At 52.9% G+C, this 22,870-nt stretch carries 26 protein-coding genes and 1 pseudogene; 5 read left to right on the plus strand and 22 right to left on the minus strand.

The genetic code is table 11. The features are described 5' to 3' along the window. Positions 1 to 11 precede the first annotated feature (11 nt). Entirely contained in the window at positions 12 to 1,949 is a 1,938-nt protein-coding gene (asnB, locus tag CIT25_RS35125; protein ID WP_095489622.1) for an asparagine synthase (glutamine-hydrolyzing), read from the minus strand. A 575-nt stretch (positions 1,950 to 2,524) separates the two neighbouring features. Here asnB and CIT25_RS35135 point away from each other — a divergent pair. After that, positions 2,525 to 3,088: a pentapeptide repeat-containing protein gene (locus tag CIT25_RS35135; protein ID WP_095489624.1), complete on the plus strand. Its 564-nt coding sequence runs from the start codon at positions 2,525 to 2,527 to the stop codon at positions 3,086 to 3,088. A 459-nt stretch (positions 3,089 to 3,547) separates the two neighbouring features. Next, positions 3,548 to 4,438 (plus strand): tyrosine-type recombinase/integrase, encoded by an 891-nt coding sequence (locus CIT25_RS35140; protein WP_245330148.1) that lies wholly within the window; start codon positions 3,548 to 3,550, stop codon positions 4,436 to 4,438. A gap of 15 nt (positions 4,439 to 4,453) precedes the next feature. Here CIT25_RS35140 and CIT25_RS35145 read toward each other — a convergent pair whose 3' ends face one another. The 9 genes from CIT25_RS35145 to CIT25_RS35185 all read right to left on the minus strand — a co-directional run bounded on the left by CIT25_RS35145 (position 4,454) and on the right by CIT25_RS35185 (position 14,520). Next, positions 4,454 to 5,542, minus strand: coding sequence for a methyltransferase (locus CIT25_RS35145; RefSeq protein WP_095489626.1), 1,089 nt, complete (start codon positions 5,540 to 5,542; stop codon positions 4,454 to 4,456). Further along, positions 5,505 to 6,428: a hypothetical protein gene (locus CIT25_RS36710; protein WP_158302734.1), complete on the minus strand. Its 924-nt coding sequence runs from the start codon at positions 6,426 to 6,428 to the stop codon at positions 5,505 to 5,507. The genes CIT25_RS35145 and CIT25_RS36710 overlap by 38 nt, the downstream gene beginning before the upstream one ends. Further along, the gene (locus CIT25_RS35150; RefSeq protein ID WP_158302735.1) at positions 6,415 to 8,301 is read right to left on the minus strand and encodes an ORC-CDC6 family AAA ATPase; all 1,887 of its coding nucleotides are present in this window, start codon (positions 8,299 to 8,301) and stop codon (positions 6,415 to 6,417) included. The genes CIT25_RS36710 and CIT25_RS35150 overlap by 14 nt, the downstream gene beginning before the upstream one ends. Then, positions 8,298 to 9,182: a phosphoribosyltransferase-like protein gene (locus CIT25_RS35155; protein ID WP_095489628.1), complete on the minus strand. Its 885-nt coding sequence runs from the start codon at positions 9,180 to 9,182 to the stop codon at positions 8,298 to 8,300. Before CIT25_RS35155 ends, CIT25_RS35150 begins: the two co-directional genes overlap by 4 nt. A gap of 44 nt (positions 9,183 to 9,226) precedes the next feature. Continuing rightward, a complete protein-coding gene (gene dut, locus CIT25_RS35160) occupies positions 9,227 to 9,691 on the minus strand; it encodes a dUTP diphosphatase (RefSeq protein ID WP_095489629.1) in 465 nt (154 codons plus the stop codon). Beyond that, entirely contained in the window at positions 9,688 to 10,275 is a 588-nt protein-coding gene (locus CIT25_RS35165) for a recombinase family protein (protein WP_095489630.1), read from the minus strand. Before CIT25_RS35165 ends, dut begins: the two co-directional genes overlap by 4 nt. A 424-nt stretch (positions 10,276 to 10,699) precedes the next feature. Then, positions 10,700 to 12,403, minus strand: a complete 1,704-nt coding sequence (locus tag CIT25_RS36715) for a hypothetical protein (protein WP_158302736.1) — start codon at positions 12,401 to 12,403, stop codon at positions 10,700 to 10,702. Beyond that, positions 12,400 to 12,822: a hypothetical protein gene (locus CIT25_RS35175; RefSeq protein WP_095489632.1), complete on the minus strand. Its 423-nt coding sequence runs from the start codon at positions 12,820 to 12,822 to the stop codon at positions 12,400 to 12,402. The genes CIT25_RS36715 and CIT25_RS35175 overlap by 4 nt, the downstream gene beginning before the upstream one ends. 918 nt (positions 12,823 to 13,740) lie before the next feature. Further along, positions 13,741 to 14,520, minus strand: a complete 780-nt coding sequence (locus CIT25_RS35185) for a hypothetical protein (RefSeq protein WP_158302737.1) — start codon at positions 14,518 to 14,520, stop codon at positions 13,741 to 13,743. A 339-nt stretch (positions 14,521 to 14,859) separates the two neighbouring features. Between CIT25_RS35185 and CIT25_RS35190 the strand changes: the two genes are divergently transcribed. Then, on the plus strand, positions 14,860 to 15,111 hold the full coding sequence (locus tag CIT25_RS35190; protein WP_095489698.1) for a helix-turn-helix domain-containing protein: 252 nt from the start codon (positions 14,860 to 14,862) through the stop codon (positions 15,109 to 15,111). Between the two features lie 302 nt (positions 15,112 to 15,413). Here the strand turns inward: CIT25_RS35190 and CIT25_RS35195 are convergent, their stop codons facing one another. The 8 genes and pseudogenes from CIT25_RS35195 to CIT25_RS35220 all read right to left on the minus strand — a co-directional run bounded on the left by CIT25_RS35195 (position 15,414) and on the right by CIT25_RS35220 (position 18,697). Continuing rightward, positions 15,414 to 16,448, minus strand: coding sequence for a tyrosine-type recombinase/integrase (locus tag CIT25_RS35195; protein ID WP_095489635.1), 1,035 nt, complete (start codon positions 16,446 to 16,448; stop codon positions 15,414 to 15,416). 14 nt (positions 16,449 to 16,462) lie between these two features. Further along, positions 16,463 to 16,606 (minus strand): annotated as a pseudogene (locus tag CIT25_RS38670) (helix-turn-helix domain-containing protein); the annotation flags it as partial. After that, a complete protein-coding gene (locus tag CIT25_RS36720) occupies positions 16,603 to 16,785 on the minus strand; it encodes a helix-turn-helix transcriptional regulator (RefSeq protein WP_158302739.1) in 183 nt (60 codons plus the stop codon). The pseudogene CIT25_RS38670 and the gene CIT25_RS36720, both read right to left, overlap by 4 nt. Further along, positions 16,782 to 17,087: a DUF6074 family protein gene (locus tag CIT25_RS38675; RefSeq protein WP_425351781.1), complete on the minus strand. Its 306-nt coding sequence runs from the start codon at positions 17,085 to 17,087 to the stop codon at positions 16,782 to 16,784. The genes CIT25_RS36720 and CIT25_RS38675 overlap by 4 nt, the downstream gene beginning before the upstream one ends. Next, positions 17,084 to 17,662: a DUF1376 domain-containing protein gene (locus CIT25_RS35205; protein ID WP_158302740.1), complete on the minus strand. Its 579-nt coding sequence runs from the start codon at positions 17,660 to 17,662 to the stop codon at positions 17,084 to 17,086. Before CIT25_RS35205 ends, CIT25_RS38675 begins: the two co-directional genes overlap by 4 nt. A gap of 205 nt (positions 17,663 to 17,867) precedes the next feature. After that, entirely contained in the window at positions 17,868 to 18,074 is a 207-nt protein-coding gene (locus CIT25_RS35210; RefSeq protein ID WP_095489638.1) for a hypothetical protein, read from the minus strand. Continuing rightward, on the minus strand, positions 18,074 to 18,265 hold the full coding sequence (locus CIT25_RS35215; RefSeq protein WP_095489639.1) for a helix-turn-helix transcriptional regulator: 192 nt from the start codon (positions 18,263 to 18,265) through the stop codon (positions 18,074 to 18,076). Before CIT25_RS35215 ends, CIT25_RS35210 begins: the two co-directional genes overlap by 1 nt. A 243-nt stretch (positions 18,266 to 18,508) precedes the next feature. Further along, a complete protein-coding gene (locus tag CIT25_RS35220; protein WP_095489640.1) occupies positions 18,509 to 18,697 on the minus strand; it encodes a hypothetical protein in 189 nt (62 codons plus the stop codon). 268 nt (positions 18,698 to 18,965) lie between these two features. On the opposite strand from CIT25_RS35220, the gene CIT25_RS35225 reads away from it, so the two are divergent. Together CIT25_RS35225 and CIT25_RS35230 are read left to right on the plus strand one after the other, a co-directional pair. Beyond that, positions 18,966 to 19,265: a hypothetical protein gene (locus CIT25_RS35225; protein WP_158302741.1), complete on the plus strand. Its 300-nt coding sequence runs from the start codon at positions 18,966 to 18,968 to the stop codon at positions 19,263 to 19,265. Continuing rightward, positions 19,240 to 19,545, plus strand: a complete 306-nt coding sequence (locus CIT25_RS35230) for a hypothetical protein (protein WP_158302742.1) — start codon at positions 19,240 to 19,242, stop codon at positions 19,543 to 19,545. Before CIT25_RS35225 ends, CIT25_RS35230 begins: the two co-directional genes overlap by 26 nt. Positions 19,546 to 19,689: 144 nt before the next feature. Here the strand turns inward: CIT25_RS35230 and CIT25_RS35235 are convergent, their stop codons facing one another. The 4 genes from CIT25_RS35235 to gp17 all read right to left on the minus strand — a co-directional run bounded on the left by CIT25_RS35235 (position 19,690) and on the right by gp17 (position 22,868). After that, positions 19,690 to 20,364, minus strand: a complete 675-nt coding sequence (locus CIT25_RS35235; RefSeq protein ID WP_158302743.1) for a hypothetical protein — start codon at positions 20,362 to 20,364, stop codon at positions 19,690 to 19,692. Between the two features lie 17 nt (positions 20,365 to 20,381). After that, the gene (locus tag CIT25_RS35240; RefSeq protein ID WP_158302744.1) at positions 20,382 to 20,732 is read right to left on the minus strand and encodes a hypothetical protein; all 351 of its coding nucleotides are present in this window, start codon (positions 20,730 to 20,732) and stop codon (positions 20,382 to 20,384) included. 71 nt (positions 20,733 to 20,803) lie between these two features. After that, positions 20,804 to 22,477, minus strand: a complete 1,674-nt coding sequence (locus tag CIT25_RS35245) for a hypothetical protein (RefSeq protein WP_095489645.1) — start codon at positions 22,475 to 22,477, stop codon at positions 20,804 to 20,806. 4 nt (positions 22,478 to 22,481) lie between these two features. Beyond that, the gene (gp17, locus tag CIT25_RS35250) at positions 22,482 to 22,868 is read right to left on the minus strand and encodes a tail completion protein gp17 (RefSeq protein WP_095489646.1); all 387 of its coding nucleotides are present in this window, start codon (positions 22,866 to 22,868) and stop codon (positions 22,482 to 22,484) included. Positions 22,869 to 22,870 lie beyond the last annotated feature (2 nt).

A 22,870-nucleotide genomic window follows, 5' to 3' on the forward strand; every position in this document is an offset into this window, starting at 1 on the left:
TTCCTTCCCTCTCAAGCTGCTCGTGCTGCGCCGACCTCTTGGCCGGTGAAATTCTTCTGCCACAGCTGCGTCGACAAAATGCCGACAAAGGCCGCGTTGTCGCGAAACCCGGATACTGGCTGAGTGCGGCATTTCTCATGGAGGCTCGCCACCGCCTTGAAGTTGAACAGTCCGCCGGCAGCGATGCTCGCTTCGCTCAAGCAGTCGCGTACATAATCCAGTTCTCCGGCTCCAACAAAGGAGCTTGCGTCCGGGGCTCGGTAAGGTTGTTTGGTGCGCTCCCGGATCGCCGTCGGAAGCAGCTGCTTGGCTGCCTTGCGCAGTATGTGCTTTTCCAACAATCCCTTCAGCTTCATCTCCGGCGGTAGTCTTGCCGCGAATTCCACCAAACGAGGATCGAGGAAAGGGAAACGTCCTTCGATACCATGCGCCATGGCCATGCGATCGCCTTGGCTGGAGAGGATATAACCCGGCAGAAGGAAGCGGGTTTCGAGATATTGTGCCTGATGCAGTGGATGCCACAGCGAAAATGCTTGCGGCAACCGGCTGACTAGGTCCTCGGCCGCGTCATAGCCCTTCAAGGCCGCACGCAGGTCACCGGAAAAGAAGATCTTCGCCGCAGCCGTGGTCTTGAAGCGCGGCCGATGCGAGAATAGCGGATCGTTGAGGGCAGTGTTGCTGGTGCCAAAGAATGCGGACAGGTACTCCACAGATTGCTGTTGCAGACCCGGCAGATAGGGATAAAGCCTGCGGAACAGCTGTGGCCTTATGCGCGATGCCGGCTGACGTCCGCAGAATCGGCGAACACGCGCTTCCTTAAAGACATCGTAGCCTGCGAAGACCTCGTCGGCGCCCTCGCCGGTCAGCACGACCTTCAGGCCAGCCTGGCGGACCAGGCTGGACAGCTGGTAGAGAGGCGCCGGGGCCGTGCGGATGATCGGCCGCTCGGCAAAGCGGATGACTTCCGGAAAGACACGAGCGATATCGCCGGGACGGCAGGCGATGGCTCGATGATGGGTGCCAAGTGCAGAAGCCATCTCGGTCTGGAAGGCGCTTTCGTCGTGCTCGGTGCTGTCGAACGTTACGGAAAATGTCTGCAGCCTCCGAGGAGTCATGCCGGCGGCAAGTGCCGAAACAAGGGATGAATCGAGCCCGCCCGAAAGATAGGAGCCGACCGGCACGTCGGCCCGCATGCGAAGTCTCACCGCATCGGTCAAAAGGGCCTGCAGTTCCTCGGCCGCGTCGTCCTCGTTCGTGACTTTCGACGGCTGGTCCCGATGCGGATAGTCCAGGTGCCAATAGCGTTTGACCGTGACTTGACCCTGTGTCGCGATCATCACGCTTGCCGGCTCCAGCTCGTGGATATTGTGGAAAGCCGTGCGCGGAGCAATCGGCGCCCAAAGCGTAAATATCTGATCGAGTGCAAGCGGATCGATTTCGGCCGAGACGCCGGGGACCTTCAGCAGGGCTTTGATCTCCGAGGCGAAGTAAAGCACTCCGTCCTTGCTCGTGTAGAACAGCGGCCGAACACCCATTCGGTCTCGTGCAAGCACCATGCGCCGATGCCTGTTATCCCATATCGCGAAGGCGAAATCACCGTTCAGGAGAGGCAGGCAGTCCTCGCCCATCTCGTCATACAGCTGCAGGATGACCTCTGTGTCGCTCGACGTGCGGAAGCGTCGGCCCTTGGCTATCAGCCCTTCGCGCAATTCCACGTAGTTGAAAATCTCGCCGTTGAACGCAATCGTCAAATTGCCTGACACGTCGGACATCGGTTGCTGGCCATCACCGATCCCGATCACGGACAGCCGCGCATGCCCGAGTCCAGCGTCGGGTGCTACAAATTTCCCTTGCTCATCCGGCCCGCGATGGGCGATCGCAGCTGTCATGCGCGCAAGCAAAGCTTCCGCATCCCGGATCGAACCGAAATAGCCCCCGAATCCGCACATTGCTACAACTCATATATCAGTAAGGCGCGAGACGTAACCTCAATAATTTCCTCAAGCGTTAACCGGATAATCTCGGGTATCACATGGTTAACAACAATTAAAAACAAATGTACTTTTTTATATTTTATTGTTTCGTCATACAGAGAAGTATATTTCAATGCTAAACGCAACTTTTGTTCGAGCAAGGGCGGCGCAGTCGATCCGCTCTGGTGAAATCTTGGACGCGTTGATATTCGAATTGACCGGCGGAGATGTCCGCAGGGAAAGGAGGGGTATTTCCGCCGGCTCAACTGGAACCTGGAAGAGTCATTTGGGTTCCCAGTGCTGCCTGACGCCATCCGGCCCTGATCTGTTCCCGTTTAGCCCGCAACAACCCTGAGATCGTGTTTGGTAGCCGGTCCCCGTGATACCATTCGGCCGCATGGCCTGTGTTCTATCGCCTTGACCGACTGGGCGCGCCGCATGGCTTCTAGGCATCGTTGACAGATGGCGTGCCATTAGGAACGACACCAAGACGCTGGGCGATCTACGGCATTGCAACCGCGGGTCGCATTTTTCCAAATAGAGCCGCAAACATGTTGGGATGGCGAGTAAAACAACTGATAGTTTCCACTGTGCTGGCCGTTGGCCTGGGCACTTCTTACTCAACTGCGTTCGATTTGGATGCGGTCGAGCGTCTCAGGTCCAAGCCCACATGCGCAGACTGCGACCTATCGGGCGCCAGCATAACGGGGAGCTATCTGCCGGGCGCGATCCTGACCAATGCGAACCTGACGGGCGCCGACCTCAAAGAAGCAAACATGAATGGTGCGGACCTTAGCGGTGCGAATCTCTCCGGCGCGGAACTATCTGGCGCCAGCCTAAATTACGCGAACTTGTCTGGCGCGAATCTGTCGAATGCGAACCTATCGAAGGCGAGCCTTTCTGGCGCAAACCTGTCAAATGCGAGCCTGTCAGGAGCGGTCTTGATTGGCGCAAGCCTAAGGGGCGCGCGCCTTGCGCAAGCTCAGCTGGCGGGCGCAAACCTGGAGGGAGCAAACTTGCATTTGGTGCTAAACTTAGATGCGGCGCTGCTTGTGGACGCGAAACTTTGCAACACAACAATGCCGGACGGCCGCATAGATAACAGAGGCTGCTAGGTGTTTAGTCCCGGCATTTGAGGGAGAGCGGGTGCCGTTTTGGATTTGCCTCCGAGTTCAATGAACCCGGAGGTGACTTCTGGGCGGAAGTTATTGATTTTATGGTGGGCGATGACGGGCTCGAACCGCCGACATCTTCGGTGTAAACGAAGCGCTCACTCCTCAGGGGCAATCGTCACAAGCCGATATTACCTCGTAAAATCAACGGTATAACTCTCTGCCTACATAGCCAAAAGCTGACCGGATTGGTTGCTGTCACAGCACAGTCACACCGGAGCTAAGAACATGGCTACTCTTCGGAAGCGTAACGGCAAATGGCAAGTCCAAGTCAGACGCCAAGGCTTTCCCGTCCAATCCCGCTCATTCCTATCAAAGGCAGATGCCAACGAATGGGCCAGGACGATTGAGCGACAGCACGACAGACATGAACTCGGTCCCGACCGAAAAGCCTTGAAGTCGATGACCCTCGCTGCCCTTGTTGCCCGCTACAGAGATGAGGTCGTTCCCAAAAAGAAGGGTTCGGCTGTCGAAACGATCCTTTTGAACCGCTTCCTCCGCTATCCGATCTGTCAGAGGACGCTCTATGAGCTAAGCACAGCTGACTTCGCTGCTTACCGGGATCAGAGGCTAAGCGAACCCAAGCACAGGTCAGACAAGCCGGTCACCCCTAAGTCCCTCAAACGTGAGCTGTCTCCCCTCTCCCACATGTTTCGCCATGCGCTAGTCGAATGGGAGATTCCACTGAGGAACCCACTTGAAGGATTGAAGCTGAAAGTCACTGACAACAAGCGTGAAAGACGGCTTCATGCTGGCGAGCTTGAAAGGCTGCTAGAGGCGACGAAGAAGGGGAGAAACAAGCTTGTCGCTCCTATCATTCTGTTTGCCCTAGAGACGGCCATGAGGCGCGGCGAAGTACTGTCGATCCAGTTCCGCCATGTCGATTTCGAACGCCTCTCGTTGGAAATTCCTGAGTCAAAGTCGGGCTATTCGAGGTCAATTCCCCTGACGAGGCGAGCCGTTACGATCTTGAAGACTGTCCGGTGCGAAGACGCGAAGCCTACTGATCTAGCCTTTCCTGTCACGCCAATTGCTATGAGGCTTCAGTGGGACAGGCTAACGACGCGAGCAGGGATTGATGGTCTGAATTTCCATGACCTACGCCATGAAGCGATATCGCGCCTATTCGAGCTGGGACTAACCGTCCCGGAGGTCGCCTCGATTTCAGGCCACAGGACGGTTGCACAGTTGATGAGGTACAGCCATGCCAGTCAGGAGTCCGTAAGGGCAAAACTCATTGGCTATGACGGTCAGTCATCTAGGCGAGAGATTGCATCGTGGAAGCCTGCCTGACTATGCGTCGCACACTCAAACGCCAATGGCCTTTATAAGAAATCTCTGTAACCGCTCGACGGTCAGAAATGGGGCGCCTGTGCCGGCGAATAGAGAAGCAAGTTCGGAAAAACGCTGACGTAATGCTGACGAAATCGCCATATCCCAACTGGCGTCGTGACCTTTGATGGAAAACAAGCAATCAGACATCACTTCCGTTCTGGAAGTACGCACGATGCTGCCGAGTTTCAGCGCCCCAACCCTCGGCAACAAAATGCTTCCCTTAGGTGATCGTCGATAGACACGACCGTCATTTGGCAGCTCATAGCGTTCGACGATACGCCCATCTCGTAAACCGGTGGTGTGGACCATCCCAACTGCTGAATCGCATATCATTCTGTTTTTTCGAGCGATTGAGGCGTTTCCCCTAGTGATCCTCCAAGGCAAACCATCGGTTGCCAGCGGCGCTTGTTCGGCAAAGAAGTTCGAGGAATTGCCGGAACGTATTCGAGCCATATAAATAGAAGCGTCTACTCGGGGGAAATGACCGTATTCGGGACTCTTTGTTATGGAGAAATCATATTTTTCACGAAGTAAGGCACGCGCATCACGATCAAGATTACCATGCAATGTGGTTGTTGGCAAAATTGCCAATATCTCCCCGTGATCTGCCAAATGTTCTAGTGCCGTTATTATAAACGACATAGGCTTGCTACACCTTAACATGGAAAACCTCCCTCTCGGCTTGAACGGAATGTTCCCACCGCCAGAAAAAGGAGGGTTGAGTAATATAAGGCAGAATTTTTTTTCGTTTAATATCGAGCTTTTATTGATAAATTCAGAGTCAATAAAATCTAGCTCGTCCGTTGCGCTTGCTAAAGATTGCTTCTTGATCTCGTGCATCGAGGCTACATCGAAATCATTTGCGTACAAAAAAGCGTCCGTCCATCGAGCCCTAGCCGCACGAATGAGGCTACCATTCCCCGCAGCAAAATCCGCTATACGAACGGGTCGCCGGAGGCCGCAGTGGGAGAGCAGCGTCGATGCTAGCTCTGGAGACGTGTACTGCGCGTCACTTTGAGACCACCTACCGACCGGAGACATATTCTGACACGTAGTAGACATGGCACCGAGATGATCCGGAGGTTCGAGTAGGCTTGCGGACAGGGTGATCGTAGACGAGTTCTACATTGCTATTCGATAGCGCGAAAATTGCCGCACCTAAAGCGTGAGGTTTGGTGCCTATAAGGGGGACCTGCAATAAGCTATTGGGTGTCACCCTTCGAAATTCAGAGAGCAGTTCGGTTACAGAAAAAGGGCAAGCTGCATCTGCAAACCGGACGTTCTCCCATGCGCGCGTAGAATCTAGGGTCGTGGCGTTTCCTTGGTACGCGTGGAATGGGTATTCAGGATTGAAGCCAGGTACCCCCACGACCGGATAGACATTTCTGCCTTCAGGCTGAAGCGTTTCAACGATGTATCGAAATCGAGTGCCCTCGAAACCTAGCAATGGGACCATTATGGTCTCCATCTTGCGCCCGCTAATGAGCTTCGCAAACGACGGAATCGGAGAGATGCCGCGTATTCGCTCGCTAAGGTCAAAGAATTCGCTCGGTCGCGGATTGTTGGTTATCTGATATTTTTCGGGCTCAGCGTAGATACAACGAACCGATAATCCGAGTTCCATCCCTGCTCTGAGCAATGGCATCCAAGAGTGGTGACTCAGCCCAGTCAAGTCGATGAATACCGGTCTTCCTGCGACCTGGTGAAACAGCTCATAGAGGTCGGCTTGGCTATCGCCAGAAATTTTCTTCCCTAGGTTGGACCGCATCTCGAACCAAGAGATGCTATCATTCTCGACCACCTCCATCCGTTCAATCGCAGGGTCCGTTGTCCACTCATCAGGCAGTGCACTCCGCTCTTCCAAAAAGCCATGTAGCAATACGCTGCCTGCAGGCAATTGAAGCAGCGAGCTACGATCATAGATCTGCGAAGGCCTAGCTATCAGCATTTGCGCCGAGGTAGTAGTCGTCGAAGAGGCGGAGTTGGCGAGGTACCTCTTGATCAAAGAGAGGGGCGCGGTTTTTCAACAGTCGCCTGATCGTATCTTGGGGACGATCGACCATATGCAAAATGTCCTCTTCGGTCAGGTCAACTTTGCGCTTTCGCCGATGACTAAAATTGAAAAAAGGAGCGAAGATCGGGTGGGGCGAGTAGTCCCATTCCCTAGTGTCTGACTCAGTTGCCAACTTCGTTCCCGGAGAACGAACCAACGCCAGATGCATAACGCCGTACCGCAACAGACGGGTTGCAGCTTCGACGGTTTCCTTCGAAACTTTAGCGTTTGTCTTCAGATGAAACTGATTACACTCAGGGGATCCCCCAAAGGGGTTCATGGAGAGGATCTGAAAAAAACGACCTAACCCGAGCAGCAATTTCACCAGTTGCACGCCGTGGACTGTAACTCCCTCAAGCTCAGTAAGATATTGAAGGCCTACGTCCCTCGCGGCTTTTGTCTGATTTTCTACGCTAATGGGGACAGTTACAGGGTTATCTTCTGCCATATGCCGGGCTATGCTCTCTGTAACCAATTGTAGAAAAAATCTAATATTATTTCTCGATATTTTAGCAAAAACGTCTGTTCCGCAATAATACTTCGGTATCTCAGAACCCTTGCCCGTGATCGAAAACAAATATGCATACTTATAATTGTTATATCTATCCACCTGATGCTTGTCGCCATTTATGAAAAGGAATATATCCTTATAGGCTTCATCAAAATTATATTGATTAAACGCGAGGAAAACGTACATGTTAAGACCAGTTAACATTGAAAGCTTGTTAGATAGAGGCGATTTAGATAGAAAGTTACGGAACTCGAATATCTTGCTTTCTACTCCAAGAAGCTCTGCCTCTTTCTCAATCGAAATATCGGGGAGTAACGCGTCCAACGTTTTTTCTTCTAGGCCAGCGCTTCTATACCACATAGCCAAACGTGTCTCGCATACTTCTCTAGCGAATGCAGGAAATGTATCACTTAGACGGTTGTCAATATTGATTAGCTCATAGTCTGCTGGGCTCACTAGCTGTTCCGTAGGATTGAGTGTAGATTTTACACGCCACCCTAGGTCCCTTACCCCAATCTTAAATACGTAACCAGATCCAGCGTGTTTTATTAGCGTATTCAACACAATTTGCTGATAATCGAGGTAATTTTCAAATTCATCTAATATTATGTAGAAAAGCTTATTCTTAAAAAATTCAATTCGACCAATCTCTTTAATGATCCTGTCTATTGGGGCCTGAAGAAGCGACAGAGTTGGCAGATCCATAGAGCTGTTATTTATATAGAGCTCAAGCTTATTGCGCGAAATCTCGATACACTCTTTAAGCTTTGGTTGACAATCGATGTCATCATAACCAAATGATTTCGCTACTCTACCACAGGCATCCGGACCTAGAATGCTAACGTCGGAGCTATAGCTCTGGTGCCATTCAAGAGCCTCTAACAGCATCTCGCAAACTTCGATATTTACGTAGTGGCTGAACAATTTTCGCCATTCGTCCGGCGTTTTACCCGGACCCGTAAACGCCGTAATTCGATTTGTGTTTACCCTATGATACAAACCGATGAAGTTGTTCTTTGAGACCCTGGAAAAATCATTGTCAGCTAGAGCCAGCTGGCCCTCGTATGACATACATCTCAGGACAGTTGTCTTCCCGGTGCCTCGCCCTCCCACTAATACGCAAGGACGGTGGTCTATCAGCGATGGAAAATATGTCGGCTCATTGAAGAGGGAAAATAGCTTCTCCTGAAGCCACTCAGCTCGAAAGCTGCCAAATAGCTCCTTCAGTGATTTTGAGGTTGCAACTGACTCGGTCATGGGCCTCGTTTCATAAGCGGTCTCCAACCGTTTAGGGTGGAGAAGTATATGGGTAAACACGCATCCGGAATAGTGTCATGGAACCCGACCGACAGCCCGAGCTTGTGAAATCCACGCCAATCGTTCTCTCCTCCGTCATGGCAAACAAAGCCTGCGCGCTTTGCGGCAATCTTCAGGAAGTCGATCCCTTCAGACACGTTTAATCCTGCCCACACCAGCGAATTGGCGGAAGAAGCGTTGTGGCTCTCTGACAACAGGTGGGCAGGAACCACTTGTAGCTTTGGCGCCTTAATCGTCAGATTCGATTTTCCGTAACTGGTGCATAGGCATGGGCAGTATGCAAACGTATGGTGACCGGCGGAGGCAAGATCGGCAAATGACATGAAAGAACCGTCCGCTCTTCGCCGCGGCCGTTGCCACGTATCGATCATTTGATTCCCACTGCCGACGAAATCGTCCACAAAGACAAACGTGTCAAATTCGCCTTTTCTCAAGATCGCTTGATCTGGCGACACAAGACGAGATTCCTCTACCCGGAGATTATCTCTGATCCGTCGCATAAATGAGTATCCGCTATCGGACGGATTCGGAACCTCGCCTTCCACATAGACAAAAGCGTAGTTGGCATTCTTCACCGCGTGCGCTGAACCCAACCTGAAGTATTCAAAATCAAAAAACCTTCTTACTGCTCCAACCAATAGAGAGTTCACCATAATATCGGAAAAATAGACGAAACGATCGAGAAGCCTATCCGCAAAAACGAGTTCGTCTTTTAGAAAATTTTGACGCCATTGCACGGTATCGAAACGTTGAGCGAGGGGCCAAATTTGAAAAAGTCGAAAGTAGCGAATTTTTTCGGATATCAGGTCGACATCGCTCATTTTTATTCACATCTTTTGTCAAATGCGATCTATAAATATCTATATTATTTAATTCCACTTGATCCGAAGCCGGACTCTTCTCGTGTAGTGGACCCGATTGATTTAACAATTTTCAATTCGATAGAGCAGTAAGAAACAATGACCAGTTGAGCGATACGATCCCCCCTGGAAATCGTAAAGGACGACTTACCGTGATTAATCAGTAAAACCTTTACCTCGCCACGATAGTCGCTGTCGATTGTCCCTGGCGAATTTAACACAACAATTCCATGCTGCATTGCAATACCGGATCTTGTCCTCACCTGGCCCTCAAAGCCGTTAGGAATTTCTATTCGAAGTCCAGTCGGTACCATAGCCCATTCGCCTGGCGTTATGATGATCGGTTTGTCATCGGGTACAGCTGCCCTAATGTCGAGCCCAGAGGAGCCGGCAGTGCTGTACTGAGGGACCTCTATGCCCCGCGCATGGGGCAAACAGACGGCTCTCACAAGCGCACGATTCTCGATCATTTCCTAAGGCCCCTGACTACCTTGTGCGCCTTTCCTATCGAAATGCCATACTTACCGGCTATTTGCCTGATCGACAGTCCTGCATGTCTGTCAGTTTCGATCAAAATTTCATTTAGAATATTTTCGGGTCGGCCCAATTTCTTTCCTTGATCCTTCGCCCTTTGCAAGCCAGCCTTTACCCGTTCTGAGATCATCGATCGCTCAAACTCTGCAAAAACACCTGTCATTTGATACATAGCTTTGCCGGTCGGAGTGGTGGTGTCGACGGCCTGCTGATGAAGGTAAAGGTCGACACTGTGCGAATGAAGATCGTCCAAGACGTTCACCAAATCGGTGAGGCTTCGTCCCAACCGCGACACGTCCCAAGACATTAAAATATCGAATTTTGCCCGTACAGCGTCCTTTAGCATCATGTCGTATGCAGGGCGTTTATCGCGTCCCTTGGCGCCGCTGATCCCGTCGTCTTCATATATTCCCGTGATCTGCCATCTCTTAGCTTGGGCGACGCGTTGAAGCTCCAGCCTTTGGTTCTCTGTTGTCTGATCCTTGGTGCTAACCCTGAGATACAACGCTGCACGTTCCACCGGCTGCCCTCCTGTTCAATAAACACTCCATTATTGAACGGAGATTTTGACTCTTTGAAGGCTGTGCAAATCAAGGGCTTAGGCAACCTGAATCGTGGAGGGTTTTTTGAACACCATGGTGTCATATATTATGATACTGGACTGTGCTCTGCGAATTGAACGTTGACAAAGCGCTCTGCCCCTAAAGGCATACACGAAGCCGACACGCACCGCCCTCGTGCAGAGTTGTAAACTTCCTAACCGGCTGGGGAGGTGGGGCACAGGTGCCAGGCCCCGGGGTATCGATATCGTATATACAGACGACCCGGGCGCCAGATTGGACAATTTGTAAACTTTTGCCCTGAAGCTCGATCAGGGGGTATGCGTTGAATGCGGCAAGTTCGGAGTTTATGAGAAAGCTTCCGTTGGTTCGGCCTTAGACTGCCTACCTTCGGCTCATAAAGCGGTCCCACAGGCGTTTCGCTGGGTTAAGGGACCCTCTCATGCCAAAATATGATGTTTCCAGCCTGGGACCGGTTGTTGGAAATTTGCCCTTTGATGTGCTTTCCGTCTGACCAAGGGGCCAAACCTCGGTTGTTCTAGCTGAAACTCCAGATCTGGCACGATCGAGCAGTTCCTCTCGTAAACGGTATCCCTCGTAATCCGGTGTTTCTCTCTTTGCCAAAAAGAGCCGCAGGGCCACGTTGTGCCGTTCGTTGATACTTAATTGCTCTTGGCCAGCCAACAGCTCGTCAAAGAGGCTTGGCGAGCGCTTCAGTGATATCGCCCTCCCTCTCATCCTCCTCTGATAAGCGTTTACCATTGTCGCGGATAGCTCTTCGGCATGCCCCTCTGCTACGATGAAGCTGTCATGGATCGGGAGCACTGGGATCCCTTTGTCCATCATCGTCATGATCACCTCTTCGGCAATGTCAGAATCCAACCGCTGAAGCCGGATGCCTTCTCCAGATCCGAAGAACTCCGCAATTGCCTTGTGTCTCGCCAGGATCGCCTCCTGAAGACCCTTCCACGATATCCCTTCTGGTAGGGCTGACTTGAGAGGAGAACGAATGCCACCCGGAGCGTTGATCATCTTGAGGGTAGTGGTTTTGACAAGGGGACGGACTTCCGGTCCGAAACCATCGATGACGTAAGCGTCGCCTTCAAGTTGTCGGCCAACTTGCGCGTAAAGCATTGCCAATTGCATACTCGAAAAATCCACCTCCACGGTTGGCCTGCCGTTGATGGTTATGAAGCGACGGTAGTCTTTGCGGATGCTCTGCCACCACCCGCCATAGAATCGCCCGCCATGATCGAACCTCCCATCGTTGAAGACGCGATAGAGCCTCGTCGGAGAAGCTAGATCGGCTGAAGAGGGTTCAGAGTCAGAGTAGCCAAACTCATCATAATCGTGATCGTTTCCTTTCTGCAATTTGACCATTTTCTCGTCGGCAAGAAAGAGATTAAGCTTGGCATTGGATGATATGAAAGAATTATATCTATCTAAGTGAGCCTCCATAGATCGGGTTTCTTCATTGTGTTCGAACTCTATAAAGCTCCTTTCGCTCTTTGATGAACCCTTCCTGAGACGTATTGAAGAGAGATCGACTCTCTCGTAAATCAAATTGTATTTAGATACATATTCGTTTATTCCAAATGCGTTCCTAGTAATGGGTATTGAATATAATTTATTGGTATCATTCGATATTGATTTATCTTCTGTCAAATAGGCTAATAGAGCACCTTTAAGATAATCCGAGATCCATATCTCTGTTGGATATTTGAGCCCCCTTACCTTGTCGAAGTTTCCTCCCTTTTTGTGAATCAGTGACGGATTGGAGTTAGCAAGATATCTCACCACCGTACGAACAGCTCGGATGCCTAGACGGTAGGGATTGAATTGCCCTTTCGGATAGCCATCGCTGCTAAGGTCTATCCTTACGCCATAAGAGGGGTGCAAAGCGTGTGACCGAAGGAGGTTGGCTAATATCACGCTGAGAGCCGTTTTGATGTTCTGGACGGCATCCTCCTTTCGCCGCTTCCCTGCTTCTTTTGCGACGCTCTCTGCCATTGGCAATAGAAAGGGCTCAAATGATAAAGAGAGTTTCAACGATCGATCGAGCCAAGGGGCATTGCCGCTGTAGATCATGACTCAATCCAATCTGGCAGCTGTGCCAACTGAGCGTCGACCTCAGGGGAGACATCCCCAACCTCCTCTTTGAGGGCACGAGAGAGCCCCACTTTTGACCTACAAAACTTCACTCCATTCCAGGCTGGCCGTCCATCGAGGTTACCTTTTCGCTTTTGAAGTATCCATTGTATCCCTTCAGGGCAAATTATAACCCTCCACCTGTCATTGATGCGGAATACAATATTAGTGTATGTATCGCTTCTCTCCCTGTTATCCGGGACAGATACCGGTCCTGTAACCTGGATGAGAGATAGATCCACCGATTGATCGTCAATGGTGTCGTCAAGTCCAATTGCCTCTTTAATTTCTATAAAAAATTCTTTTGAAGGGTCTTTATTAATAATAGACTTTATGCTCGATAATATGAAATGAAACATTCAGAGTTGATTTCCTTTGCAATGTAAAAAAATAGTTAGTATTAAATAACTTTGTCCGCCCAACGCCTTAAAGCGACAGGTGAGGACCAAATTAATTGTCATAAAAATTGGGATCCCCCCAAATTTGGAGCGTACCCTTTTAGAAGACAGATTCCACCTTCTACACTATAATTGTATCAGGAAAATCGAGCGTTGTCAATAGTTTACGCGATTCCTGCCCAAGGGTTACGGGCTACTGGGCAGCATGAACATATCGTATGAGTATCCAAGCGCGCCCCGCGTCCCGTAGACCGGTACCACAACCGCCTCAGGGTACTTGAGACTATGTGATGCGATCGGTGGCTTGTCGACCTCTGAGACCGTTGTGAGACGCGATCGCAGATGGCTGTCAGGGCGCTGATTTTGAATGCTTCGACCTCCACCTTAGGGAGACTTGGAGCATTCCTGATAGCGGTACACATGGTAGGGGGCGACTACCTCGTCATCCGTTGGGGTGAAGCCGTTCTGTAGGTCTGCTACCAGACCCCGATGGCTCTTCCCTCCTAGCTCCCCGCTTTGCGCTGTTTGATAAACCTCCTGACTGAGGGAAGGTATCACCACGATTTCCGGTCGCGATTGCTCGTTGTCCACCGTCTCGAACGGCAGCAGCAGGGAGCCATGTAGCATCAGGGGGAACTCGTTTCGACAGATAGAGAACCCATTTGAGCACATATATTCCCCATGGCCCGCGATCCACCTGGATTTTCCTAGGAGATACTCCGTAAGCCGCACGTTGCCGCCGGCAGAGTCCCCATCAAGGAATTGGAGTTCTTGGTAGGAATCGGGCTCGGCATCCTTGTAGAGGCGGGATCGAAAAAGCTGAGAGTTGAACGGGCAGTCTGGCTTCGAAGTGCCATCAAGCTTTGGGGTAGCGCTCGATCACTCGGGTAAGGACTGTGCTTCAAGGGCTATACAAGCGTCTTTCCAAGCGACTAGCTTCCTGCCATCACCTTTTTGCGGTGCCAGAGAGAAGTCTTGTTCGGCCACGATTAGAGATGCCCCTTCGCTGCTTTTCTCATTTAACGCTTCAAAAAAATCATCAATCGTACCAAGGCCAACAGTCGCTACCCAACCACCATTCATGGCGTTTGGATCAACCAGAACCGAGTTGACACGCAAGTCGACAGAGGAGCCATTAGCTAGCTTCAATTGAGCCTTGGCGTTCCCCCCTGTGCCAACGACCAGCGATGAAACAATCTTATCGACATCGCCAACGATTACCGCCAGTTCGGGCCCGTTCCGTGACGCCTTTTCGCACGACAGGCTGTGCGATATGCACTCCCCCACTTCCTCACCAGTGCATGGGCTGATGGTGATTGAGGCTCCAAGCGGATCATCCGTTTCAGAGAAATATGAAAACAGCTTCTCGCTATCTGCAGGTGACACGGCTTTCGTCAGGTTCAATTTGCACTGATTCAGGTCGTCCATAGCTTTTTCGGATCCCTTAAGATCAAATGGGCCGTAATAGTATCCATCGAGATAGAACATAAATGTTTTCTTAACTGAAAAACTATAAAATATAGTTGGAAATACATCATCAAATAGGACGACGTTATCTTCTGATCCTGCCCCTGTTATCTTTTTTTCATAGGTCGACGGGAATGATAATTTCCCCTCATAACTCCTTCCAATGTCTATTTGTTTTCCCTCAATTGACATGATGATAGCGTACTTTTTGGCTGAGCGAGCTATTGCTACCTTGAAGCCGTCATAGTCACGCTCCGTAACGCAAGCCCCACTCACAACAGTTGCGGGCGTCCAACCGGTCCTTGGATCATTTTTCGAAGCTGACTTTGAAGCCGAACAGCACAGTGCCAGGCCAACAAGAAAGAATATGACCGACTGAGCCCCATTCGGCCTGATTGAGATTTTAAACAAATGAAGATCCCCCTTGGGACCTGTGCTGACTAAGATTTGGAATTCAGTGCTCCAATCACCATCAAAAGCACAAACCCTGCGATCACCAACCACACGGTGCCGGACCAGTCCATAGCGCTTTTGGTATGCACCTCATTCGACACGCCGTCAGGACGGAACTTCGCCCGGCTGCGTCGTGAAATCGGTTTGACGCAAGAGGAGGTGGAAGCACGTTCGGGTTTCAGCCAGCAGTATCTCAGCGACCTTGAGCGAGGTAAGCGCAACCCGACTGTCATCACGCTTTATGAACTGGCCCAAGCTCTCGGCGTAAGCCATGTAGATCTCGTTCGTCCTGATGGACATGAAACTAAAAATTCTGGGAATTCGCCCTAGGGCACCGGCGTCCCCGGTCACACTGGGGTCACAATCAAATAGCGATTCAGCCGGAACATGCGGGCGATTAGCTCAGTAAGTCAAACTTGTTTGACGTGCGACTGAAAACGTCGTAGATTGCGCAAGCAACTGATTTATCAGCGTTTTTGGGAGCGGAAGAGCGCTATTCTATCTGATTGGAGTGGTGGGCGATGACGGGCTCGAACCGCCGACATCTTCGGTGTAAACTTTCTAACCCCTTCTGAAAGCCGCGGAACTCTGGGAACGGAGCGCTTCGTAAATGGGCGTTTTCGGCACTGTGTTCATCCTGTGTTCTTCATTGCAGGTTCAGGCGTGCCAGAGGGAACTTCGTAAATTCCAAGTTCCAGAGCGCTTGCGGCTTTGCGAAGGTGCAACGGGCTGTATCTCGCGTAAACGCGGTAGGTAATGGCGATGTTGCTGTGCCCGAGATATTGACTGATCTCGGGGATAGGCACCCCTGCTTCTGCCATCCAAACAGCGGCGGTGTGGCGAAACACATGCGGGCTGACATCCTGCAACCCGGCCTTCGTTGCTGCGGTCTCGATCGCCTTCTTGACGGACTTGATGCCGTCGCCAGCCCATTCAACCACATAGTCGCTCAGAGCGCCCTTGCGGGCCTCCTGCAGGGCAGCAAACAATGTGTTGTTGATTGGCGGATTTGCCCTCCCCTTTTGCTCTCGCGTGTTCTCTGGGTCGGTCAGATAGATGACGCGCCGCTGGAAATCGACACGATCCCAAGTCAACTCCAGAAGCGCAGATATGCGAGCCGCCGTCGCAAGCATGAGATGTATGACAAGTTTGACGTGCGGAAGCGTTGCGGCTGCAAGGACCAGCTTTGCCTCGTCTCGCGTCAAATGCCTATCCTTGGGCGCCGGCTTCTTCGGTCGTTCGATCTCTGGGGCAAAGCCTATAAGCCTCTTCTTGAGCGCCCATACGAGCACCGTCCGCAGGTGGCCCAACTCGGTGTGTATGGCACCATCCGAACGGCCCAGCTTGCGCCGTGCGGCGGTGTAGGCGTCGCATTCGGCCTTGGTGATGTCCTCGCCGTCCCTGTGCCCGAAGTGCGGCAGGATGGCTTTGCCGGTAAAGCTCATCGTCGTGGCGATGGACTTCGCCGCCTTATCCAGACGATACGCCTCCCAAAGGTCCGCGACCTTGCGACCCTGCGGCCTGGTTAGCTCCGCAAAGACGGCTGGCGCAAGGCGTTGAGCCTCGCGCGGGTCACTGGTGCCGAGTGAATGGCGGTGACGTTTTCCGTCCCTGTAGAACGCGAGGGCAAGGCCGCCCCTAAGTCTGGTGATGCTCCAGTCCGACATTCGTAAGCCTCCACATCCTCACCTCTGATTCGCAGCAACTTACCTCCCAATTTGAAGGATGGTAAATCGCCCGCGGCGATCAGGTTGCGGACATGGCGCTCTGAGCAAAGCCAGAGATCGGCAACCATCTTCGGGGTCATAGCACGAGGAAGGGTCATTGCCGCTCCCCGGACTTCGTTCTTAGCCACAGGTCAAGTTCGCTTTTGAAGGCGAAATACCGGTCAGACGGCCTAAAAATCGGGCAACGGGGATCATTCGCCAGTTCGTAAATAAGGCTCTCGCTGCAGCCCAGGTACTGAGCAATCCGGCGCGCCGTCCAGATTTTGTCGTCCTTCATGCCGCGCTCCCTCCAGGCCTCGAGCTCGGTCGCTGTCTTCTGATCTCAGCACGGACCGCATTCCAAAATTCCTCCGATAGGCGTTTCTTCTCGTTCGGAAGAATCCCCAGTTGGCTGAAGCGTTCTTGAATCTCATCGTCGACTTGAATGGCGTATGCATCAGCCTGTCTCGAACTATGATGACCCAGCCATTTTGCAGCCACTTGGCGAATTATTCCGACCTGCTTTCCAGGTGGAAAGCTGATTAGCCGGCACGCCGGGCTCCACTCGAAGAGAGGAAGATTTCGGTAACGGTCGATCATCCAGCCCTCCTTTTTTCGATCGCCAGATCATCATCAATCTCAAGATCGCTACTAACGAAGGGCGGCTTCCGACCAGAGGGAGGAAGGGCCGAAGGCCCCGCGGAGCGGTCACCGCCCGTAGCGCCGACGGAAGCGACTAGCGAAGCGAAGTCGCTCCTCTTTTCCTCTACTTCTCTAGACTCTGAACTCTGGTGTGCATTTGCATCAAACGCCGTTTGATTTTGCTCGGTTTTTCCCCAACGGTGTCCTGCATTTTTGCTGCGCACATCGCTTACATTTTTGCGGTGATCGATTTCGGATTGAACGAGGTCTGACCACAGACCCCCGTCGTTGCTCCGGATGATTCGACCGTCCTCTAGGAAAATGCCAATCGTCCGCGAGAGGGTGCGCGCGCTACATCCGCAAAGGCGCGCCAGGCGCGGATGATCTTCGGCGATTGGCTCGCCGCGTTGGTGCATGTGAGCTATGAGATTGATCAGGATGCCAGATTCCGCCGCCTTCAGGTCGCGCGTCCATGCGATCGAGTCGGCCACAAAAAATCGCAACCAAGGTGGTGCTGACCGCCGCGCGCTCATGCATTGCCCTCCGGATGCCTGAGCAATAGCGCCGCGCTTAGATCGCGATCCATCCTTCGCAATTTTTCGGTTACGGCGGCCAACTCCTCGCTGGTCGCGTCCGGCCAACGATTGACCATTTCGATTGTGAGCTCGTCGGATGATCGCCCGGCCTGAAGGCCGAAGGCGAATAGGGCGAAAATTCCCTGAACCCTGGCAAGATCGATCATACGCGCACCGCCATGCGCCCATGTGCTTCTAAAAGCCGCTCCGCAGCCTCGAGACGGTCGCGCGCCTTATCGATCTCCGAGGGCTTGGGTGACAGCCCGCCGCCTTGCTGAGCGGCTTCGCGCTGGCTCAGAAGAGCGTCGAGTCGGGCCCGGGCTCCCTCAGCCTGCAGGTAAAGCCTGGCGAACTCGTCGGCGTTGGTCATCACGCCGCCTCCGCGTCCCGCTCGGCAATGCGTGCGGAAATCCAGTCGTCGATTTCCTCGTCCACAAAGCCTTTTCGCTTTTCCGTGAGCCTGACAAGCTTTGGGAACTTGCCGTCGCGAATAAGTTGCCACACGGTCGTGCGGCAGAGCCCCACACGCCGGCAAACTTCCTTGATCGGTATGATCTGCATTAATTGGGTCCGCCATTGTTTGTTTGTTGGTCGGACTCGTTCAATAACTACAATTATCGCCGTGTCTACAATGCTGCGGAATCTTAGCTGTTTACGGAATTTCGAGTACCCTCCGAGGCTTCAATGTTTTCAGGCGTTATTCGGTGATTTATTAAATCTCTGTAATGTACGCTGTACGGGCAAGAAAAAGCCGCCCCGAAGGGCGGCTATGGCCAAATCGCCACAATTGGCAGGCCGGAGAACTCAGGCGGGTTCGAGCCGACAAACAAACCCGAAATTGAAATCTGCATCGTCGGCTAGGCTGTACCAGACGGGCTTGAGCCCCTTGGCTGAGACGTATTCCTCGAGCGCGGCCATGTAGTCTTTTGACGACGAGGCCATCCGGTCCATTGGCGACGGGTTGGCAATTGTGGTATTGATCAGTTCGGACATTCTTAAGCTCCCTCATAGCTTTTGGGTGTCAAGCGCATCGATCGGGAATGCAACTCTCGGTCGATGCGCGATCATGATTCATGTTACGCGCAAAAACAATACGTGAGACTCGATAAACTACAGTTTATTTTTGCATCGCTACTTCGACAAAAATGGATTTCCCATATTTTAAGTTCATGCTTTTGGCGACGGCGCCTCCAACACAAAGATATTATGGACTTTCCTTTTTAATATGTAATATGCATTTCACATTTTTAGAGATGGGATAGTGATGGTTTCTCAGGCTGCATATCTAACCAACCTCAAAAGTTACGCGAAACTTCGATTTCGCGGCGACGATGACGAAGACGCAAGAAGAGCCGTTCGCGATCTCGACAACGAAAGCGACCGAGGCGCTATTATTCTGGCAGCAACAAACGTCGAGGATATGCTCGAATTGAGAATCTTGGAGAAGTTGCCGACGCTCCAGGTTGACGAAGTCAACGCGCAAATCGGTGTTCGAACAGGACGGCCCAATATCAACATTCTCACGCAAAATACTGATGGCATATGCAATGGGCATTGTTGATAAGCCCTACCGCAAACTGATCGATCTAGTCCGTGAAATCCGCAACGCATGCGCGCACTCTCGACAACCAATTTCCCTGCAAGTGCCTGAGCTGCAGGAGGCGTGCAAAGCCGTCATTTCGGACATTTGGCCCGATATCAAGGACCACGATCCCAAAACGATCAGAATGGCATTCGTTATGAAATGCACATTCATCCAGCACTACATTCTTCACGGCGAGAAGCTGGAAGGTAGGGATGCGCACCTCGCGCACTGGGAAAAGCTGAAGCGTGGCGAATGATCGAGCGCGGCGCCCCAGATCTCGAATGACGTTCAAAAATTCACGCCGCCGCCGGGCAACGGCCGTGCGCAGTCCGACACCATGCGGGACTGGGAAGACGACTACATTGATGCATGGGGCCGCCTGCACCGGCGACGCCCGCGCTTAACTTGCGAATGAAACAACCGCCAGCGAACCGCCGGTGGTGTCGCTGGTCTCCGCGGTGACGCTCACCGTCGATGCGCTGTCGATCACGCTGCCGGCCGTCGAGTGACGCTGATTGGCATCGCCGTTCGGGTTAAGATCGGTGATTTCCGTCAGGTTGGTCCAGGTGACGGTGGCGTTCTTGTTGTTGCCGCAGAATGCTGCCAGCACGATGCCAGCATCATCGGCATCGACGGACTTGTTGAACGTCGTCCCGAATCCGCCGGTGTCGATCAGCGTGTCGCTGTCGAACACGCTTGCCGCGACACCGCGCAGTGCCAGGATGGCGGTACGCACGTAGATGCCGTTTGTCGAGACGGTGATGACGACATCGCCGCTGGCGCCTGTTGGAAGCGCAAGGAAATAGATCGCGGCTGAGCGGCCGGTATTGGTTCTGGCGCCAAGCGTGGCCGCGTTGCCGTCGATGGTGACGCCGGTCACCTGGTGATCGGCGCCGGCACCGGTGGCCAGAACGGCGATGATGCGCGATGCATCTTCATCACCGAAGTTGACCGCCACAAGCGTCTTGGTGGCCGATCCGAAAGCCGGATCCTGTCGCTGATCGACAAGCTCGATCGGCGCGACTGCGCCGCCACCTCCGGAAGACAGCATGAAGGGATTTAATAACATTGGCATTTTGATCTTCTCATTCGTTAGACGAGTCGGTTGACGGTCGTTGTCACGCTCGAAACCGCCCCGTCCTCAATCGTCCGCCGCGCTTTTGTTGACCCTTCAGGCAAGCCAAAGAAGCAGCCGTCGGGGACTTGGATTGCGTAAATCTTATGCATGGCCAGGATTGCGCGCCGTCGAAATGTGATGGTCTTAGGCGGGTTCAACTGGCTAAGGCTGATGGCGTCATCATCGAAGGCTGTCAGAATCTTGTGTTTGATATTGCCGTCCGCAAACGTTCCATCTCTGAAGTAGACACATACGTGATCACCGACGCGGGGTGCGACATCTTGGGTCATGAAGGCCGTGCTTCCTTCCGGGAACAATGGGTCCATGCAATGCCCTTTTCCTCGAAACTGATACTGGCGGGCCTGAATTGATGGGTCGATAAATGGTGCTCGCATGATCAAAAGCCCTCGAAAACGAGTTCGTTGATGTCATAAGGCCCGAGGCAGGTAAGGACGTCGGTGATATGGCTCTCGAGGGAGATCTGGCCCGGCTGCGTGCCAGGTAGCGTGTACTTCGTCCAAACAGTGTTCCCATATGCCGCGAAGTAAGACGAGCGGGCCTGATCATAGAGTCCGTTTCTCGCGTCGTTGCCTGTTTCTTCTTGGACATCGTCAAGCAGCGTCGCTGTGTGGTTATTGATGTCGATGGACCACAGATCTTCGGACCCAGCACCGGAGCCGAACAGGCCGAACCCAGGTTTTGGAAACGCCCTGATGCCGGTCGAACCCCCAAAAGTGAGCGCGAACACGCGGGTAGAGATGGTAAAGGCGTCGGCGATAGCCCCTGTGTCCGGGGCCACAAGCTGCACATTGTGCGTGCCGGTCGGGATTTCCTCGAGCACAAGAAGGTATTCAGTCAGAGGATCATATTGGATTCCCTGAACGATGCCGAATGAGGAATAGGCAATGGCGGTCGACCATGTCTCACCATCGTATGTCACCTCGGTGCAGGTGGAGCCACCCTGAATGAAGAATGATGTGGATCCGGCGGAAACTCGACCGAGCGAGAAGAACACATCCCCAATGCCTGCTATGCGCGTGACCGAGAATGAGCCAAGGGCGATATCAATCACGGCGAGCAATGTACCGCCGCCGCCGCCCGTGTCGCCAAGCAACAGCCACTTATCATCGAAGGGCTGGGACATCATCCATCCGATGGCTTCGTGGGGTTCTTCCATCCACTCCGCTATGATCTGCCCAGTCACAGCGTTATAGACCCTCGCCAGGCTCCTCGAATCCAAGGTAGTACCGGTGCGGATGACGACATAGCCTGTCCCACGAAGGGGCAGGATCCAGGCGTTGCTGCCAACAAATTCGGTCGTGTCCTCGAGCGGGACTCGGTAAAGCTCCGTGACGGTGTCGACGTCGAGCACCGAAAGATACATCGTGGTCAACGAGGGAATCTCGTTGCTTCCTAGTATCTGATAGATCCTGCCTTCGATCGGATCATAGGCATTGCGTGGGGCATTGTTCAGATTGACCGGCTCTTCACCAGTCCATTCAATCTCCACGATCCCGCCGACATCTGTCGCCGCATTTGAAATCACACAGGTAATCGTCGGCGCGGATGACGCCGGAAAGTCTTCAAGGAAAATCAGAACGTCGCCGGTGTGCGCACCAGCGTTTGCGCCAACAACCTGCGTCGCGATCGGATCAACAGCCGTTTGAAGCCCATTGTAGAACCGGAACGCGCATTTCGGAATTGAGCCGTTTTCTGCGTCGAACTGGACATCGCCGTTGGCCTCGAGCCGGATCAGTTTATAGCCGCGGCGGAAGTAGTCCTTGCATAGAAGATAACCGGCACTGATCGTTACGGCGGTCGTTGGTTCGGGCAGCGGCTCGCCACCATGATCCCAGTATTGGTCAGCCCAATTCTTGTAGCTGTAGCTCGTGCGGACTACTTTCGTCAGTCCATAAACCGGGATGCCGTCAACTCTCCCAGTCCCAATGACCGCCGGCTTAGGGCGCCCGAGCGCTCCCGGAGTGATTAGGCCGGTTCGCCGCGTGGTATCTTTCCCGGATTGAGGCCTCTGGGCCTCCAAGCCACCCCATCTGCCTAATTTGAAGGACATTAGCCTACCTCCACCTAACCACGACCCCTAGAAGGCGTCGCTCTGTTCTGGTCGCCGGCAGATAGTCCGACGCTTCAACACTATCCCGCCACACCGTCGCGGATTTCCCGGCAAATGTGCCAGTCTTGTCCCGTGTCGCTGCAATGACCGCGTCCCCAAGGGTCTCAGCGGCCGCAAAATCAGATCCGTGGCAGGCGATGGTAATTCGCTCCGCCGGATAGCCCGAGGCGCCGCTCAGCATTATCTCTTCGACTAGGCCGCCCTTCAGGATGACCAGGTGCGGGAGCGCCGCTTCTTGTGGTGCAACGGTGTAATAAATCCGATCGCCAACGAGACCGGTCACTGTGCCGTCGGATGCGAGTATGGCTCGGACGATAGCGGCGCCACTCATGG

The organism is Mesorhizobium mediterraneum (assembly GCF_002284565.1).
Classification (GTDB): Bacteria; Pseudomonadota; Alphaproteobacteria; order Rhizobiales; family Rhizobiaceae; genus Mesorhizobium; species Mesorhizobium mediterraneum.